Raw genomic sequence first — 19213 nt, forward strand, 5'->3', positions numbered from 1 at the left:
TGTCCCTCCGGAGCGGATACGGCGTTCAGGCCGAGCCGAGCTCGTTGTCGACAAGTTCGAACAGCTCGTCGTCGGTGACCTCGTCCAGGTCGGTGTCGGGCCCGGCGGTCGACTCTGCGGGCAGCGGCGTGGTGAGCCGGACGACCAACGCCTGGAGGCGCCGGGCGAGCTGGGCGCGCGTATCCGCGTCCACGGCTGGTCCGGCGAGCGCGCGCTCCAACCGGTCGAGCTCGGCGACGACCGGTGCCTCGGCCTGCTCGCCCGGCCACAGCTGGACCCGGAGATGGTCGGCCAGGGCGATCGGTGTCGGATGGTCGAAGACCAGCGTGGCTGGTAGCGGCAGTCCGGTCACGGCGGCCAACCGGTTGCGTAGTTCTACGGCGGTCAGGGAGTCGAAGCCGAGTTCGCGGAATGCCCGATCAGGTGGGATCGCCTGGGCACTGTCGTGGCCAAGGGCTGTAGCGGCGTGGGTGCGTACCAGTTCGAGGATCTTCTGCTGGCGTTGCGGGCCGGTCAACGCGCGTAGCTCGGCGGCCAGTGTCGAGTCGTCGAGTGGCCTGGGCTCGGCGTCGGCGACAGCGGCTTGTGCCTCGGGCAGGCCAGCCAGTAGCGCACTCGGGCGTGCGGAAGTGAACGCCTGGGTGAACTGGGCCCAGTCCACGTCAGCGACCGCGAGGAAGCCTTCACCCTGACCGACCGCCTCCACCAAGGCCTGCACCGCCCGCTGCGGATCCATACCGCGCACCCCACGCCGGTGCAACTGCCCGGTGTCGGCCTGCCCGGCCATTCCCTCACCGGCCCACAAACCCCACGCCACACTCGTCACCGACCGCCCCGCGGCACGCTGCTGGGCGGCGTACGCGTCCAGGAACGCGTTAGCCGCCGCGTACACCCCCTGCCCACCACCACCCCACACACCAGCGTTCGAGGAAAACAACACCATCGCGTCCAACGGACGCTCAGACCCCTCGACCAACAACTCGTGCAAGTTACGGGTACCCGCAACCTTCGCCGCCAAAATGTGCTCCGCCACCTGCGCATCGGTGTCGTCGATGGACGCGAGCTGACCCACCCCGGCCGCGTGGACCACCGCATCAACCGGCCCCACCCCGGACAGGACCGCGGCCAACCCGTCACGATCCGCCACATCACAACCCCGCACACTCACCCGGACCCGGCCATCAGCGCCCAACTCACCGACCAACTCGGCCACACCCGGCCCGTCCATACCCCGACGAGACACCAACACCACATGCTCCGCACCGTGCCCGGCCACCCAACGAGCCACATGCGCACCCAACCCACCGGTACCACCAGTGACCAGCACCGTGCCCCGAGGCTGCCACACCCGCGGCGACTCCACCGCCCCGGCACGCACCAACCTGCGCCCATACACACCACTCGCACGCACCGCGACCTGATCCTGACCACCCCACCCGGCCAACACCGCGACACACCGACGCGCCACCGCCGCCGCGTCCCGCGACGCCTCAGGCCAGAGCGCAGGCAGATCCACCAGACCACCCCACAGGCGCGGATACTCCAACGCCGCGACCACACCCAAACCCCACGCTAGAGCCTGCACCGGATCAACAGGAGCATCGAACCGACCCGTACCCACCGCGCCTCGGGTAAGGACCCACACCCGCCCCGCGTCGCTACCCGTGTCGGTGTCGTGCAGGCCTTGCAGCAGCGCCAATAGCTCCTGCACCGGCGCCCCGCCGGGTAGGAACACCACCCCACCCCACCCGGCCCCGTCCAGCCCGGCCACCACCGCCCGCAACGCCGTAGCCGCCCCCACCCGGGTGCCGTCAACAGCTACCCGCACCACCCGCGCACCATGCCCGACCAGGATCTGCTCGACCCGCCCGACCCACCCCGACCCGACCTCATCAGCCACCAGATCCGCGCCATACACCACAAGCCAGCTACCATTCAGCGCCGCTTCAGGACCACCGGTCAACGGCTCCCACACAACCCGATACCGCCACGCGTCAATCAGCCGCCGGTCCTCACGAGCCCGCTGCCACGCCGCCAACCCCGGCAAAACCGTAGCCACACCCTGCTCATCCACCCCCCACGCAGAAGCCAAAGCCCCCACATCACCCCGCTGCACCACCTGCCAAAACTCCGCATCAAACTCACCATCCCCACCCCGCACCGACACATCCCGCACCGCCGGCCAGAACCGCTGGTGCTGGAACGGGTAGGTAGGCAGGGCAACCGGCGGGGTCGGGCCGGTGCCCAGTGCCGGGGTCCAGTCGATGGTGACACCGGCAACGTGCAGGGCGGCCATCGACCGTAGCCAACGCTCGCGTCCACCGTCGTCACGACGCAGCGTGCCCGTCACCACCAGGCCCTCACCGGCCTGCTCCACCGCCATCGCCAACACCGGATGCGGACTAACCTCCACGAACGTCCGATGACCAGCCTCAGTCAGCGTCCGGATCACCTCACCGAACCGAACCTGGTGCCGCAGATTCCGATACCAGTAACCACCATCAAGACCAGCAGTGTCGACCCGCCCCGCCTCCAGCGTCGAATAGAACGCCACCTGCCCGCTACGAGGCCGCAGACCAGCCAAATCCGTGCGCAACCGATCCTCGATCGCCTGCACCTGCGGCGAATGCGAGGCGTAATCCACCGCGATCCGCCGAACCCCCAACCCCGCATGCGCCCGCACGAACTCCTCACACGCGGCCGTGGTACCAGAGATCACCACCTGCGCCGGACCGTTGACCGCCGCGACCGACAGGTCCCCACCCCACCCGGCAATCAACTGCTGCACCTCGGACAACGGCGCGGGCACCGACACCATGCCCCCCGACCCCGACAACGCCACAATCGCCCGACTCCGCAACACCACCACCCTGGCCCCATCAGCCAAAGACAGGCCACCAGCCACACACGCCGCAGCGATCTCACCCTGACTGTGCCCCACCACCGCCGCCGGAACCACACCCACCGAACGCCACAACTGCGCCAGCGACACCATCACCGCCCACGACACCGGCTGCACCACATCCACCCGACCCAACAACACCGGATCAGCCAACACCTCCCGCAACGACCAACCCACCAACGGCGCCAACACCTCCCCACACCGCACCATCGCCTCCGCGAACACCGGCTCGGCATCCCACAACGCCAACCCCATACCCACCCACTGCGCCCCCTGCCCCGGAAACACAAACACCGAACCCGCACCACCCACACCCGCCGCAACACCACGCACCACCGCAGGCGAAACATCCACATCCCGCAACCCAGCCAAGAACCCGTCGGCATCCCCAGCCACCACCACCGCCCGATGCGCAAACACCGACCGGCCCGCCAACGCCCGCCCCACCACCACCGGCCCCACCTCAGGCCGATCCGCCACAAACCCCGCCAGCCGCTGCGCCTGCGCCCGCAACGCCACCTCAGACTTAGCCGACAACAACCACGGCACCACCCCGCCGGACGGCGGGGCCGGCTCATGACCCAACGCCGGGTCCGGTACGGGATCGGCCTCCTCCAGGATGAGGTGGGCGTTGGTGCCGCTGATCCCGAACGACGACACCCCGGCCCGCCGTGGCCGGCCGCTGTCCGCCCATGGTGTGGCCTCGGTCAGCAACCGCACCGAGCCAGCCGACCAGTCCACATGTGACGACGGGGCGTCCACGTGCAGCGTCTTGGGCATCAACCGGTGCCGCATCGCGAGGACCATCTTGATGATCCCGGCAATCCCCGCGGCTGCCATGGTGTGGCCGATGTTCGACTTCACCGACCCCAACCGCAACGGCTGCCCCGCCGGCCGGTCCTGGCCATACGCGGCGATCAGCGCCTGCGCCTCGATCGGATCACCCAGCGTGGTACCCGTGCCATGCGCCTCCACCACATCCACCTCGCCCGGCGTCAGCCGCGCGTTGGCCAGCGCCTGACGGATCACCCGCTGCTGCGACGGACCGTTCGGCGCACTCAACCCGTTCGACGCACCGTCCTGATTGACCGCGCTGCCCCGCACCACCGCCAACACCTGATGCCCCCGCCGGCGAGCATCGGACAGTCGTTCCAGCACCAGGATTCCGACGCCTTCACCCCAGCCCGTGCCGTCAGCCGCGTCCGCGAACGGCTTACACCGCCCGTCAGCGGCCAACCCGCCCTGCCGAGAGAACCCCACGAAGGCTCCTGGAGTGGCCATCACCGCTACGCCGCCGGCCAGGGCCATCGAACACTCACCCGACCGCAACGCCTGCGCCGCCAAATGCACCGCGACCAGCGACGACGAACACGCCGTATCCACCGACACCGCCGGGCCCTCCAGACCCAGGGTGTACGCCACCCGCCCCGACATGACACTCGCCGCGTTACCGGTACCGGAGAATCCATCCCCCGCAGAATCCGCCACACTCAACAACGTCGGATAGTCCTGCCCATGGGTGCCGACATACACGCCGGTGTCCGACCCGCGTAGCCCCGACGGGTCGATCCCCGCCCGCTCCAACGCCTCCCAGGAAACCTCCAACAACAACCGCTGCTGCGGATCCATCGCCACAGCCTCCCGCGGACTGATCCCGAAGAACCCCGCATCGAACAACGCCGCGTCAGTCAGGAACCCACCCTCGCGGACATAACTGGTCCCCGACCCCGCCGGATCCGGGTCATCCGACGACCCGACATCCCAACCCCGATCCACCGGGAACTCACCCACCGCGTCAACACCCTCGACCAGCAACCGCCAAAACCCCTCCGGGTCACCAACCCCACCCGGATACCGACACCCCATCCCCACAATCGCCACCGGCTCATCAACACCCACACCCACCGCCACCGGCGTAAGGACATCGATCTGCTCACCAAACAGCTCCGTCAACAGATACCCGGCCAACACCACCGGCGTCGGATAGTCAAAGACCAGCGTGGCCGGCAACGACAACCCAGTCACGGCAGCCAACCGGTTACGCAACTCCACCGCCGTCAACGAGTCGAACCCGAGCTCACGGAACGCGCTGTCCGGATCAACCGCCGCGGGGTCGGCATGGCCGAGCACAACCGCAGCCTGTGCCCGCACCAGCTCCAGAACCGTCCGCTGGCGATCCTCGACCCCCATAGCCGCCAACCTGGCCGCCAGATCCACCGGCGCGTCAGCGGCGGTCGCGGCCCTGCGGGCGGAGCCGCCGGCCAACGTCCGCCACAACGGCGGCACGCCACCGGCGGCGGCACGACGCAGCGCGGCCAAGTCCACCCGGATCGGCACGAGCTGCGGCTGGTCAGTACGTATCGCCGCGTCGAACAACGCCAAGCCCTGCTCAGGGGACAGGGGAAGGATGCCGCTGCGTCGCATCCGGTCCAGGTCGGCCTCGTCGAGATGCCCGGTCATCGCCGACTGCTGGGCCCACAGCCCCCACGCCAACGACTGCCCCACCAGACCCTCGGCCTGCCGCCGCAGCGCCAAGGCATCCAGGACCGCGTTGGCCGCGGCATAGTTGCCCTGCCCCGGTGACCCGAACGTGGCCGCCGCCGACGAATACACCACGAACAACCCGAGATCCATATCCCGGGTCAGCTCATGCAACCACCACGCCGCATCCGCCTTCGCCCGCAACACCGTCTCCAGCCGCCGCGGCGTCAACGCCCCGACCACCCCGTCATCAAGCACCCCCGCGGTGTGCACCACCCCCACCACCGGATGCCCGGCCGGCACCGCCGCCAACACCTCAGCCAGAGCATCCCGGTCAGCGACGTCACACGCCACCACCCGCACCCGCGCACCCAGCTCCGTCAGGTCACCGACCAACTCGGTCGCTCCGGCCGCGGCCGGACCCCGCCGGGACAACAGCAACAGGTGCTTGACCCCGTGTGTGGTGACCAGATGCCGGGCCACCAACCCACCCAACACACCGGTCCCACCAGTGATCACCACCGTGCCACGGGAGTCCAGCCCGGCCGGTAGCCGCAGCACCACCTTGCCCACATGACGGGCCGCCTGCAGATAACGCAAGGCCTGCACTGCGTGAGTCGCCTCGAACACGCTCACCGGCAGTGGTTGGAGGATCTCCGCGGCGAACATGTCCAGGATCTCGGCCAGCATCTGCCCGATCCGGTCACCACCGGCCTCGGACAGGTCGAACGCCTGATACACCACCCCGGGACGATCCGCGGCGATCCGAGCCGGGTCCCGCACGTCGGTCTTACCCATCTCCACGAACCGGCCACCACGGGGCAGCAGGTCCAACGACGCGTCCACGAACTCCCCGGCCAGCGCGTTGAGGACCACATCCACACCCTCCCCACCGGTCACGGTCAGGAAGCTGTCGCGGAAGCCCAGATCACGGGACGAAGCCAGGTGCGCATCGTCCACACCCATCCCCCGCAGGATGTCCCACTTACCGGCACTCGCGGTGGCGTACACCTGCAACCCCCACGCCCGAGCCAGCTGCACCGCGGCCATCCCCACCCCACCTGCCGCAGCATGAATCAGAATCCGCTGCCCTGACCGCACACCCGCCAGATCCCGCAACGCGTAAAACGCGGTCAGAAACACAATCGGCACCGACGCCGCCCGAGTAAAAGACCAGCCCCGCGGGACCCGGGCCAGGAGACGATGATCAGTCACCGCCACCGGCCCCAACGCACCGTTGAACATCCCGAACACCCGATCCCCGACCACCATCCCCGTCACGTCCGGGCCGGTCTCGAGCACCACACCGGCCGCCTCACTACCCATCACCGCAGCCGGATCCGGATACATACCCAACCCGACCAACACATCCCGGAAGTTCAACCCCGCCGCCCGCACCGCAACCCGCACCTGACCAACCGCCAACGGCGCCACCACCTCCGAACAATCCACCACCGCCAGATTGTCCAAACTGCCCGGCTCCGACACATCCAGACGCCACGACAACCGACCAGGACCAGGCAGAGACAGCCGGCCACTACCACCGGCTCGGGTCAACCGCCGGGCATACAGGCCACCAGCCCGAACCGCGACCTCCGGCTCACCGCTGGCGAGCACCGCCGCCAGGATCCTGCCCAGGTCGCTGCCGTGATCGCCATCGTGGTCGGTATCATCGTCGAGATCGAGCAGGACGAACCGGTGAGGGTGTTCAGACTGCGCGGAACGGACCAGACCCCACACCCCAGCCGCGGCCAGGTCACTACCATCGGTAGCGCCACGAGTGAGCACCACCAGGCGGGAACCCTCCGTGCCCGGATCAGCCAGCCACTCCTGGACCCAACCCAACACCAACGCGCTCGCCGCATGCGTGGCCTCAACAACACCCACAGCATCGCCCGCAGCCGGTAGCTCGGCGACCACGACCGTGGGCAGTTCACCATCAACCTGCCCATGCCATCCCCAGACCGGTTCGGCAGCCACCGGTTCCGCGTCCGGTAGCGGTACCCATTCCACCGCGAACAGCGACTGCGCCGCATCCGGCATCCCGACGGCCAACTGGTCGGTGGTCACCGGCCGTAGCACCAACGAGTCCGCAGTCAGCACCGGCTGGCCGGCGGTGTCGAACACCGCCACCGCGATACCACCGCCGTCGCCGGCCGGTGTCAGCCGGACCCGTAGCGTGGTCGCCCCGGTCGCGTGCAGCCGCACCCCGCTCCACGCGAACGGCAACACCGCCCCGCCATCGTCGTCGCCGAGCAGCCCGGTCAACCCGATCGGATGCAACGCCGCGTCCAACACCGCCGGATGCAACCCGAACCCATCCACCCCGACGTGCTCGGGCAGTGTCACCTCGGCGTACACATCCCGGTCGGAACGCCACACCGCCCGCAAACCCTGAAACACCGGCCCGTACACGTACCCGCCGTCGGCCAACCGTTCATACAGACCATCAACAGCCACCGGTCGCGCGTCGGCCGGTGGCCACTGCCCCAACCCCGCCGCAACCCGACCCGTCTGCGGGCTCAACACACCCGTGGCATGCCGAACCCACGAACCCCCCACACCCTCCACACCCTCCGGCCGGGAGTACACGTTGACCGGCCGTCGACCATCCTGGCCGGGATCACCGACCCACACCTGCACCTGCACTGCACCCTGCTCGGGCAGCAACAACGGGGTCTGCAGCGTCAACTCCTCGACCAGGGCACAGCCCACCTGGTCGCCGGCGTACATCACCAACTCCACATACGCCGTGCCCGCCAACAACACCGAACCCAACACCGCATGATCGGCCAACCACGGCTGCGCCGACAGCGACAACCGGCCGGTCAACACCACCCCGTCCCCATCAGCCAACGACACCGCCGCACGCAACAACGGATGATCAACCGAACCCTGCCCCAACACCCGAGCATCGCCCACACCGCCGGCCACGGTCTGCGGCCAGTACCGCTGGTGCTGGAACGGGTAGGTAGGCAGGGCAACCGGCGGGGTCGGGCCGGTGCCCAGTGCCGGGGTCCAGTCGATGGTGACACCGGCAACGTGCAGGGCGGCCATCGACCGTAGCCAACGGTCGCGTCCACCGTCGTCACGACGCAGCGTGCCCGTCACCACCAGGCCCTCACCGGCCTGCTCCACCGCCATCGCCAACACCGGATGCGGACTAACCTCCACGAACGTCCGATGACCAGCCTCAGTCAGCGTCCGGATCACCTCACCGAACCGAACCTGGTGCCGCAGATTCCGATACCAGTAACCACCATCAAGACCAGCGGTGTCGACCCGCGCCGCCTCCAGCGTCGAATAGAACGCCACCTGCCCGCTACGAGGCCGCAGACCAGCCAAATCCGTGCGCAACCGGTCCTCGATCATCTGCACCTGCGGCGAATGCGAGGCGTAATCCACCGCGATCCGCCGAACCCCCAACCCCGCGTGGGCCTGGACGAACTCCTCACACGCGGTCGTGGTACCAGAGATCACCACCTGCGCCGGACCGTTGACCGCCGCGACCGACAGGTCCTCACCCCACCCGGCAATCAACTGCTGCACCTCGGACAACGGTGCGGGCACCGACACCATGCCCCCCGACCCCGACAACGCCACGATCGCCCGGCTCCGCAACACCACCACCCTGGCCCCATCAGCCAAAGACAGGCCACCAGCCACACACGCCGCAGCGATCTCACCCTGACTGTGCCCCACCACCGCCGCCGGAACCACACCCACCGAACGCCACAACTGCGCCAGCGACACCATCACCGCCCACGACACCGGCTGCACCACATCCACCCGACCCAACAACACCGGATCAGCCAACACCTCCCGCAACGACCAACCCACCAACGGCGCCAACACCTCCCCACACCGCACCATCGCCTCCGCGAACACCGGCTCGGCATCCCACAACGCCAACCCCATACCCACCCACTGCGCCCCCTGCCCCGGAAACACAAACACCGGACCCGCCGCGCTACCCCCACCAGCCGCCACACCACGCACCACCACCGGCGAAGCATCCACATCCCGCAACCCAGCCAAGAACCCGTCGGCATCCCCAGCCACCACCACCGCCCGATGCGCGAACACGGCTCGAGCCGCCAACGCCCGCCCCACCATGGCCGGCCCCACCTCAGGCCGATCCGCCACGAACCCGGCCAACCGCTGCGCCTGCGCCCGCAACGCCACCTCAGACTTAGCCGACAACAACCACGGCACCACCCCGCCGGACGGCGGGGCCGGCTCATGACCCAACGCCGGGTCCGGTACGGGATCGGCCTCCTCCAGGATGAGGTGGGCGTTGGTGCCGCTGATCCCGAACGACGACACCCCGGCCCGTCGTGGCCGGCCGCTGTCCGCCCATGGTGTGGCCTCGGTCAGCAACCGCACCGAGCCAGCCGACCAGTCCACGTGTGACGACGGGGCGTCTACATGCAGCGTCTTGGGCATCAGGCCGTGCCGCATCGCGAGGACCATCTTGATGATTGCGGCGACACCCGCGGCTGCCTGGGTGTGGCCGATGTTCGACTTCACCGACCCCAACCGCAACGGCTGCCCCGCCGGCCGGTCCTGGCCATACGCGGCGATCAGCGCCTGCGCCTCAATCGGGTCACCCAACGTGGTGCCCGTGCCGTGCGCCTCCACCACGTCCACCTCGCCCGGCGACAACCGCGCATTCGCCAGAGCCTGACGGATCACCCGCTGCTGCGACGGACCATTCGGCGCACTCAACCCGTTCGACGCACCGTCCTGATTGACCGCGCTGCCCCGCACCACCGCCAACACCTGATGCCCCCGCCGGCGAGCATCCGACAACCGCTCCAACACAAGAATCCCAACTCCCTCACCCCAACCCGTACCGTCAGCCGCGTCCGCGAACGGCTTACACCGCCCATCCGCGGCCAAGCCGCCCTGCCGGGAAAACTCCACGAACGCTCCCGGCGTGGCCATCACCGCTACGCCGCCGGCCAGGGCCATCGAACACTCACCCGACCGCAACGCCTGCGCCGCCAAATGCACCGCGACCAGCGACGACGAACACGCCGTATCCACCGACACCGCCGGGCCCTCCAGACCCAGGGTGTACGCCACCCGCCCCGACATGACACTCGCCGCGTTACCGGTAAGCAAGTGCCCCTCGCTACCGGTCTGCGCGTCGCCGATTATCGAGACGTAGTCCTGTCCGGTGGTACCCACATATACACCGGTGTCCGAGCCGCGCAGCCCGGACGGGTCGATCCCCGCCCGCTCCAATGCCTCCCAGGAGACCTCCAAGAGCAGTCGCTGCTGCGGATCCATCGCCACGGCCTCCCGCGGACTGATCCCGAAAAAACCCGCGTCAAACAACGCCACGCCAGTCAGGAACCCACCCTCACGGACATAACTGGTCCCCGACCGTGCCGGATCCGGGTCATACAACGACCCGACATCCCAACCCCGATCCATCGGCCATGGCCCGATGGCGTCGCCACCCGTGGCAATGAGATCCCAGAGCTGTTCCGGGGTATCTATGCCGGACGAGAACCGGCAGGCCATCGAGACCACGGCGATGGGTTCAGTCGCCCGATCCTGAATCTCCTGCAGGCGTCGCCGGGTCTCCAGCAGGTTGTCCGTAGCCTGTCGCAGATATGTCCGCAGCTTCTCATCGTTGCTCATGCCGTTCGCCCTCCCTCGGAGCTTGCGATCTTGTCGAGAACGTCGAACAGCTCGTCATCTGAGGCTGCATAGGTGTCGATCACCGGGGTTGCCCCGTGGCCGCCCGTCTGGGCCTCGAGCCTGCGCACCAGCTCACGCAGGCGGTCCGCCAGCTTCGTCGGATCTCTGCCATCGCCCGAGGCAAACCTGCGTATAGCCTGCTCGATCCGGTCCAAGTCGGACTCCAGAGCATTTGCGGGCGCCTTCTCCTCTGGCACAACTCGCGTCCACAGCTCGCGGCTGAGTTCGGCGGGGGTGGGGTAGTCGAAGACCAGCGTGGCCGGCAACGACAGGCCGGTCGCGGCGGCCAGCCGGTTACGCAGCTCCACCGCGGTCAACGAGTCGAAGCCGAGTTCGCGGAATGCGCTGTCCGGGTCGATCATCGTTGGGTCGGGATGGCCGAGTACGACGGCGGCTTGTATTCGTACCAGTTCCAGGACTGTTCGCTGGCGTTCCTCGACGCCCATAGCGGCCAGCCTGGTGGTCAGGTCCATCTGGGTGTCGGTTGTGGTTGCCGTCCGGCGGGCGAAGCCGCCGGCCAATGTCCGCCACAACGGTGGCAGGCCACCGGCCCCGGTACGACGTAGCGCGGCCATGTCGACCCGGATCGGTACGAGTTGCGGCTGGTTGGTGCGTATTGCCGTGTCGAACAGTGCCAGGCCCTGCTCGGAGGAGAGGGGAAGGATGCCGGTGCGTCGCATTCGGTCCAGGTCGGCCTCGTCGAGATGCCCGGTCATCGCTGACTGCTGGGCCCACAGCCCCCACGCCAACGACTGCCCCACCAGACCCTCGGCCTGCCGCCGCAGCGCCAAGGCATCCAGGACCGCGTTGGCCGCGGCGTAGTTTCCCTGCCCCGGTGACCCGAACGTGGCCGCCGCCGACGAATACACCACGAACAACCCGAGATCCATGTCCCGGGTCAGCTCATGCAGCCACCACGCCGCATCCGCCTTCGCCCGCAACACCGTCTCCAGCCGCTGCGGCGTCAACGCCTCGACCACCCCGTCATCAAGCACGCCCGCGGTGTGCACCACCCCCACCACCGGATGCCCGGCCGGCACCGCCGCCAACACCTCAGCCAGGGCGTTGCGGTCAGCGACGTCACACGCCACCACCTGCACCCGCACGCCCAGCTCCGTCAGGTCACCGACCAGCTCCGCCGCCCCCGCCGCGGCCGAGCCCCGCCGGGACAACAACAACAGGTGCCTGACCCCGTGTGTGGTGACCAGATGCCGGGCCACCAAACCACCCAACACACCGGTCCCGCCGGTGATCACCACCGTGCCACGCGGGTCCAGCCCGGCCGGTAGCCGCAGCACGACCTTGCCCACGTGGCGGGCCGCCTGCAGATAACGCAGGGCCTGCACGGCGTGGGCTGCTTCGAATACGTTCACGGGTAGTGGTTGGAGGATCTCCGCGGTAAACATGTCCATGATCTCGGCCAGCATCTGCCCGATCCGGTCAGCACCGACGTCGGGCAGGTTGAACGCCTGGTACGCCACCCCGGGGTGGTCCGCGGCGACCCGGGCCGCATCCCGTACGTCGGTCTTACCCATCTCCACGAACCGGCCACCACGGGGCAGCAGGTCCAGCGACGCGTCCACGAATTCACCGGTCAGGGCGTTGAGCACCATGTCCACACCCTGTCCCCGGGTCGCGGTCAGGAAGCTGCGGCGGAAGTCCAGATTGCGGGAAGAGGCCAGGTGCGTATCGTCCACACCCATCCCGCGCAGGGTGTCCCACTTACCGGCGCTCGCGGTGGCGTACACCTGCAATCCCCAGGCATGGGCCAGTTGCACCGCGGCCATCCCCACCCCACCGGCCGCGGCATGGATCAGGATCCGCTGCCCCGCCCGCACATCGGCCAGATCCCGCAACGCGTAATACGCGGTCAGGAACACGATCGGCGTCGACGCCGCCCGAGTGAACGACCAGCCCTGCGGGACCCGGGCCAGGAGACGATGATCGGTGACCGCCACCGGCGCCAACGCACCGTTGAACATCCCGAACACCCGATCCCCGACCACCATCCCCGTCACGTCCGGGCCGGTCTCGATCACCACTCCGGCCGCTTCGCTGCCCATCACCGCGGTCGGATCCGGGGACATACCCAGCCCGAGCCACACGTCCCGGAAGTTGAGCCCCGCTGCTCGCACCGCAACCCGTACCTGCCCAGCCGCCAACGGCGCGACCGCCTCCGGACAATCCAGCACCGTCAGGTTGTCCAAACTGCCCGGCTCCGACACATCCAGACGCCACGACAATCGCTCGGCGCCGGGCAGGGATAGCCGGCCAGTACTACCGGCTCGGGTCAACCGCCGGGTGTACAGGTCACCGGCGCGTACCGCGATCTCCGGCTCGTCACTGTCGAGCACTGCGGTCAGGAGTCTGCCTAGTTCGCGTCCGGGGTCGGTGTCGTCGTCGAGGTCGAGCAGGACGAACCGGTTGGGGTGCTCGGACTGCGCGGAACGGACCAGACCCCACACCGCAGCCGCGGCCAGGTCACTACCATCGGTAGCGCCACGAGTGACCACCACCAACCGGGAACCGTCCGTGTCCGCATCAGCCAACCAGTCCTGGACCCAACCCAACACCAACGCGCTCACCGCGTGCGTGGCCTCGACAACACCCACAGCATCGCCCGCAGCCGGTAGCTCGGCCACCACCACCGCGGGCAGCTCACCATCAACCTGCCCATGCCATCCCCAGACCGGTTCGGCAGCCACCGGTTCCGCGTCCGGCAGCGGCACCCACTCCACCGCGAACAGCGACTGCGCCGCATCCGGCATCCCGACGCCCAGTTGGTCGGTGGTCACCGGCCGCAACACCAGCGAGTCCGCGGTCAGCACCGGCTGGCCGGCGGTGTCGAACACCGCCACCGCGATAGCACCGTCGTCGGCGGGTGTCAGCCGGACCCGTAGCGTGGTCGCCCCGGTCGCGTGCAGCCGCACCCCACTCCACGCGAACGGCAACACCGCCCCGCCATCGTCGTCGCCGAGCAGCCCGGTCAACCCGATCGGGTGCAACGCCGCGTCCAACACCGCCGGATGCAACCCGAACCCGCCGGTCTCGACGTGCTCGGGCAGCGTCACCTCGGCATACACATCACGCTCGCCACGCCACACCGCCCGAAGGCCTTGGAACACCGGCCCGTACACGTACCCGCCGTCGGCCAACCGTTCATACAACCCGTCGACAGCCACCGGTCGCGCGTCGGCCGGTGGCCACTGCCCCAACCCCGCCGCAACCCGACCCGTCTGCGGGCTCAACACACCCGTGGCATGCCGAACCCACGAACCCCCCACACCCTCCGCGCCCTCCGGCCGGGAGTACACGTTGACCGGCCGTCGACCATCCTGGCCGGGATCACCGACCCACACCTGCACCTGCACTGCACCCTGCTCGGGCAGCAGCAACGGGGTCTGCAGCGTCAACTCCTCGACCAGGGCACAACCGACCTGGTCGCCGGCGTACATCACCAACTCCACGTATGCCGTGCCCGCCAACAACACCGAACCCAACACCGCATGATCGGCCAGCCACGGCTGCGCCGACAGCGACAACCGGCCGGTCAACACCACCCCGTCCCCATCAGCCAACGACACCGCCGCACGCAACAACGGATGATCAACCGAACCCTGCCCCAACACCCGAGCATCGCCCACACCGCCGGCCACGGTCTGCGGCCAGTACCGCTGGTGCTGGAACGGGTAGGTAGGCAGGGCAACCGGCGGGGTCGGGCCGGTGCCCAGTGCCGGGGTCCAGTCGATGGTGACACCGGCAACGTGCAGGGCGGCCATCGACCGTAGCCAACGGTCGCGTCCACCGTCGTCACGACGCAGCGTGCCCGTCACCACCAGGCCCTCACCGGCCTGCTCCACCGCCATCGCCAACACCGGATGCGGACTAACCTCCACGAACGTCCGATGACCAGCCTCAGTCAGCGTCCGGATCACCTCACCGAACCGAACCTGGTGCCGCAGATTCCGATACCAGTAACCACCATCAAGACCAGCAGTGTCGACCCGCGCCGCCTCCAGCGTCGAATAGAACGCCACCTGCCCGCTACGAGGCCGCAGACCAGCCAAATCCCTGCGCAACCGATCCTCGATCGCCTGCACCTGCGGCGAATGCGAGGCGTAATCCACCGCTATCCGCCGAACCCCCAACCCCGCATGCGCCTGGACGAACTCCTCACACGCGACCGTGGTACCAGACACCACCACCTGCGCCGGACCATTGACCGCCGCGACCGACAGGTCCCCACCCCACCCGCCGATCAGCTGCTGCACCTCGTCCAACGGTGCGGGCACCGACACCATGCCCCCCGACCCCGACAACGCCACGATCGCCCGGCTCCGCAACACCACCACCCTGGCCCCATCAGCCAAAGACAGACCACCAGCCACACACGCCGCAGCGATCTCACCCTGACTGTGCCCCACCACCGCCGCCGGAACCACACCCACCGAACGCCACAACTGCGCCAGCGACACCATCACCGCCCACGACACCGGCTGCACCACATCCACCCGACCCAACAACACCGGATCAGCCAACACCTCCCGCAACGACCAACCCACCAACGGCGCCAACACCTCCCCACACCGCACCATCGCCTCCGCGAACACCGGCTCGGCATCCCACAACGCCAACCCCATACCCACCCACTGCGCCCCCTGCCCCGGAAACACAAACACCGCACCCGCCGCACCACCCACACCAGCCGCCACACCACGCACCACCGCAGGCGAAGCATCCACATCCCGCAACCCAGCCAGATCCTGCAACCCGGCCAGGAACCCGTCCACCTCCCCGGCCACCACCACCGCCCGATGCGCAAACACCGACCGGCCCGCCAACGCCCGCCCCACCACCACCGGCCCCACCTCAGGCCGATCCGCCACGAACCCCGCCAACCGCTGCGCCTGCGCCCGCAACGCCACCTCAGACTTAGCCGACAACAACCACGGCACCACCCCACCGCCCGGCGGGGCCGGCGAATCCTGGCCAGAGCCCGCCGGGTCAGCCGGTGCGACCTGCAGCAGTTCGAACGGTTCGGCTTCTTCGAGGATGAGGTGGGCGTTGGTGCCGCTGATCCCGAACGACGACACCCCAGCCCGCCGTGGCCGCCCGCTGTCCGCCCATGGTGTGGCCTCGGTCAGCAGCTGCACCGAGCCGGCCGACCAGTCCACATGGGTGGACGGGGTGTCCACGTGCAGCGTCTTGGGCATCAAGCCGTGCCGCATCGCGAGGACCATCTTGATGATCCCAGCGACACCCGCGGCTGCCATGGTGTGGCCGATGTTCGACTTCACCGACCCCAACCGCAACGGCTGCCCCGCCGGCCGGTCCTGGCCATACGCGGCGATCAGCGCCTGCGCCTCGATCGGATCACCCAGCGTGGTACCCGTGCCATGCGCCTCCACCACATCCACCTCGCCCGGCGTCAGCCGCGCGTTGGCCAGCGCCTGACGGATCACCCGCTGCTGCGACGGACCGTTCGGCGCACTCAACCCGTTCGACGCACCGTCCTGATTGACCGCGCTGCCCCGCACCACCGCCAACACCTGATGCCCGCGCCGGCGAGCATCCGACAACCGCTCCAACACCACAATTCCGACGCCCTCACCCCAACCCGTGCCGTCAGCCGCATCCGCGAACGGCTTACACCGCCCGTCAGCGGCCAACCCGCCCTGCCGGGAAAACTCCACAAACGTCCCTGGAGTGGCCATCACCGCTACGCCGCCGGCCAGAGCCATCGAACACTCACCCGACCGCAACGCCTGCGCCGCCAAATGCACCGCCACCAACGACGACGAACACGCCGTATCCACCGACACCGCCGGGCCCTCCAGACCCAGGGTGTACGCCACCCGCCCCGACATGACACTCGCCGCGTTACCGGTACCGGAGAATCCATCCCCCGCAGAATCCGCCACACTCAACAACGTCGGATAGTCCTGCCCATGGGTGCCGACATACACGCCGGTGTCCGACCCGCGTAGCCCCGACGGGTCGATCCCCGCCCGCTCCAACGCCTCCCAGGAAACCTCCAACAACAACCGCTGCTGCGGATCCATCGCCACAGCCTCCCGCGGACTGATCCCGAAGAACCCCGCATCGAACAACGCCGCGTCAGTCAGGAACCCACCCTCGCGGACATAACTGGTCCCCGACCCCGCCGGATCCGAGTCATCCGACGACCCGACATCCCAACCCCGATCCACCGGGAACTCACCCACCGCGTCAACACCCTCGACCAGCAACCGCCAAAACCCCTCCGGGTCACCAACCCCACCCGGATACCGACACCCCATCCCCACAATCGCCACCGGCTCATCAACACCCACACCGACCACCAGCGGCGCGACGGCCACGGCAGCGTTCTTACCAAGCAGCAGGTCCGTCAGATGGTCGGTCAACACCTCCGCACTGGGGTAGTCGAAGACCAGCGTGGCCGGCAGCGACAGTCCGATCGCGGCAGCCAACCGGTTACGCAACTCCACCGCAGTCAACGAGTCGAACCCGAGCTCACGGAACGCGCTGCCCGGATCAACCGCCGCGGGGTCGGCATGGCCAAGCACGACCGCAGCTTGTGCGCGTACCAGTTCCAGGACTGTCCGTTCGCGTTCCTCGACTCCCATAGCGGCCAACCTGGTGGCCAGATCCACCCGCGTATCGGTTGTGGTTGCCGTGCGGCGGGCGAAGCCGCCGGCCAACGTCCGCCACAACGGCGGCAGGCCGCCGGCGGCGGCTCGGCGCAGCGCGGCCAGCTCCACCCGGATCGGCACGAGCTGCGGCTGGTCAGTATGTATCGCCGTGTCGAACAACGCCAGGCCCTGCTCAGGGGACAGGGGAAGGATGCCGGCGCGTCGCATCCGGTCCAGGTCGGCCTCGTCGAGATGCCCGGTCATCGCCGACTGCTGGGCCCACAGCCCCCACGCCAACGACTGGCCGACCAGGCCGGCGGTCTGTCGTCGTAGTGCCAGGGCGTCCAGGACGGCGTTGGCCGCGGCGTAGTTGCCCTGCCCCGGTGACCCGAGCGTGGCCGCCGCCGACGAATACACCACGAACAACCCGAGATCCATGTCCCGGGTCAGTTCGTGCAACCACCACGCCGCATCCGCCTTCGCCCGCAACACCGTCTCCAGCCGCTGCGGCGTCAACGCCTCGACCACCCCGTCATCGAGCACGCCCGCGGTGTGCACCACCCCGACCATCGGATGCTCAGCCGGCACCGCCGCCAACACCTCGGCCAGAGCATCCCGGTCAGCGACGTCACACGCGGTCACCTGCACCCGCGCACCCAGCTCCGTCAGGTCACCGACCAACTCGGTCGCCCCGGCCGCGGCCGGACCCCGCCGGGACAACAACAACAGATGCCTGACCCCATGCGCGGTGACCAGATGCCGGGCCACCAAACCACCCAACACCCCGGTCCCACCAGTGACCACCACCGTGCCACGCGGGTCCAGCCCGGCCGGTAGCCGCAGCACCACCTTGCCCACATGACGGGCCGCCTGCAGATAACGCAAGGCCTGCACTGCGTGAGTCGCCTCGAACACACTCACCGGCAGCGGCTGAAGAACCTCCGCGGCGAACATGTCCAGGATCTCGGCCAGCATCTGCCCGATCCGGTCACCACCAGCGTCGGACAGGTCGAACGCCTGATACACCACCCCGGGACGGTCCGCGGCGATCCGAGCCGGGTCCCGCACGTCGGTCTTACCCATCTCCACGAACCGGCCACCGCAGGGCAGCAGGTCCAACGACGCGTCCACGAACTCCCCGGCCAGCGCGTTGAGGACCACATCCACACCCTCCCCACCGGTCACGGTCAGGAAGCTGTCGCGGAAGCCCAGATCGCGGGAAGAGGCGAGGTGCGCGTCGTCCACACCCATCCCGCGCAGGATGTCCCACTTACCGGCGCTCGCGGTGGCGTACACCTGCAACCCCCACGCCCGAGCCAGCTGCACCGCGGCCATCCCCACCCCACCTGCCGCAGCATGGATCAGAATCCGCTGCCCTGACCGCACACCCGCCAGATCCCGCAACGCGTAATACGCGGTCAGGAACACGATCGGCGTCGACGCCGCCCGAGTGAAAGACCACCCCTGCGGGACCCGGGCCAGGAGA

General features: G+C 68.8%; 2 protein-coding genes (1 of these 2 only partly in view). Both read right to left on the reverse strand.

Features of this window, described 5'->3' with window-relative positions:
• Positions 1-25 precede the first annotated feature (25 nt).
• Entirely contained in the window at positions 26-11035 is an 11010-nt protein-coding gene (locus VKK44_RS16425; protein WP_343441974.1) for a type I polyketide synthase, read from the reverse strand.
• On the reverse strand, positions 11032-19213 hold the final stretch of the coding sequence (locus VKK44_RS16430; protein ID WP_343441975.1) for a type I polyketide synthase. The gene runs 18434 nt beyond the window's last position; only the last 8182 of its 26616 coding nucleotides appear in the window; its start codon lies beyond the right edge, outside the window — the gene reads right to left on this strand; its stop codon occupies positions 11032-11034. The genes VKK44_RS16425 and VKK44_RS16430 overlap by 4 nt, the downstream gene beginning before the upstream one ends.

Source organism: Micromonospora sp. DSM 45708 (assembly GCF_039566955.1).
In the GTDB taxonomy this organism is placed as follows: Bacteria; Actinomycetota; Actinomycetes; order Mycobacteriales; family Micromonosporaceae; genus Micromonospora.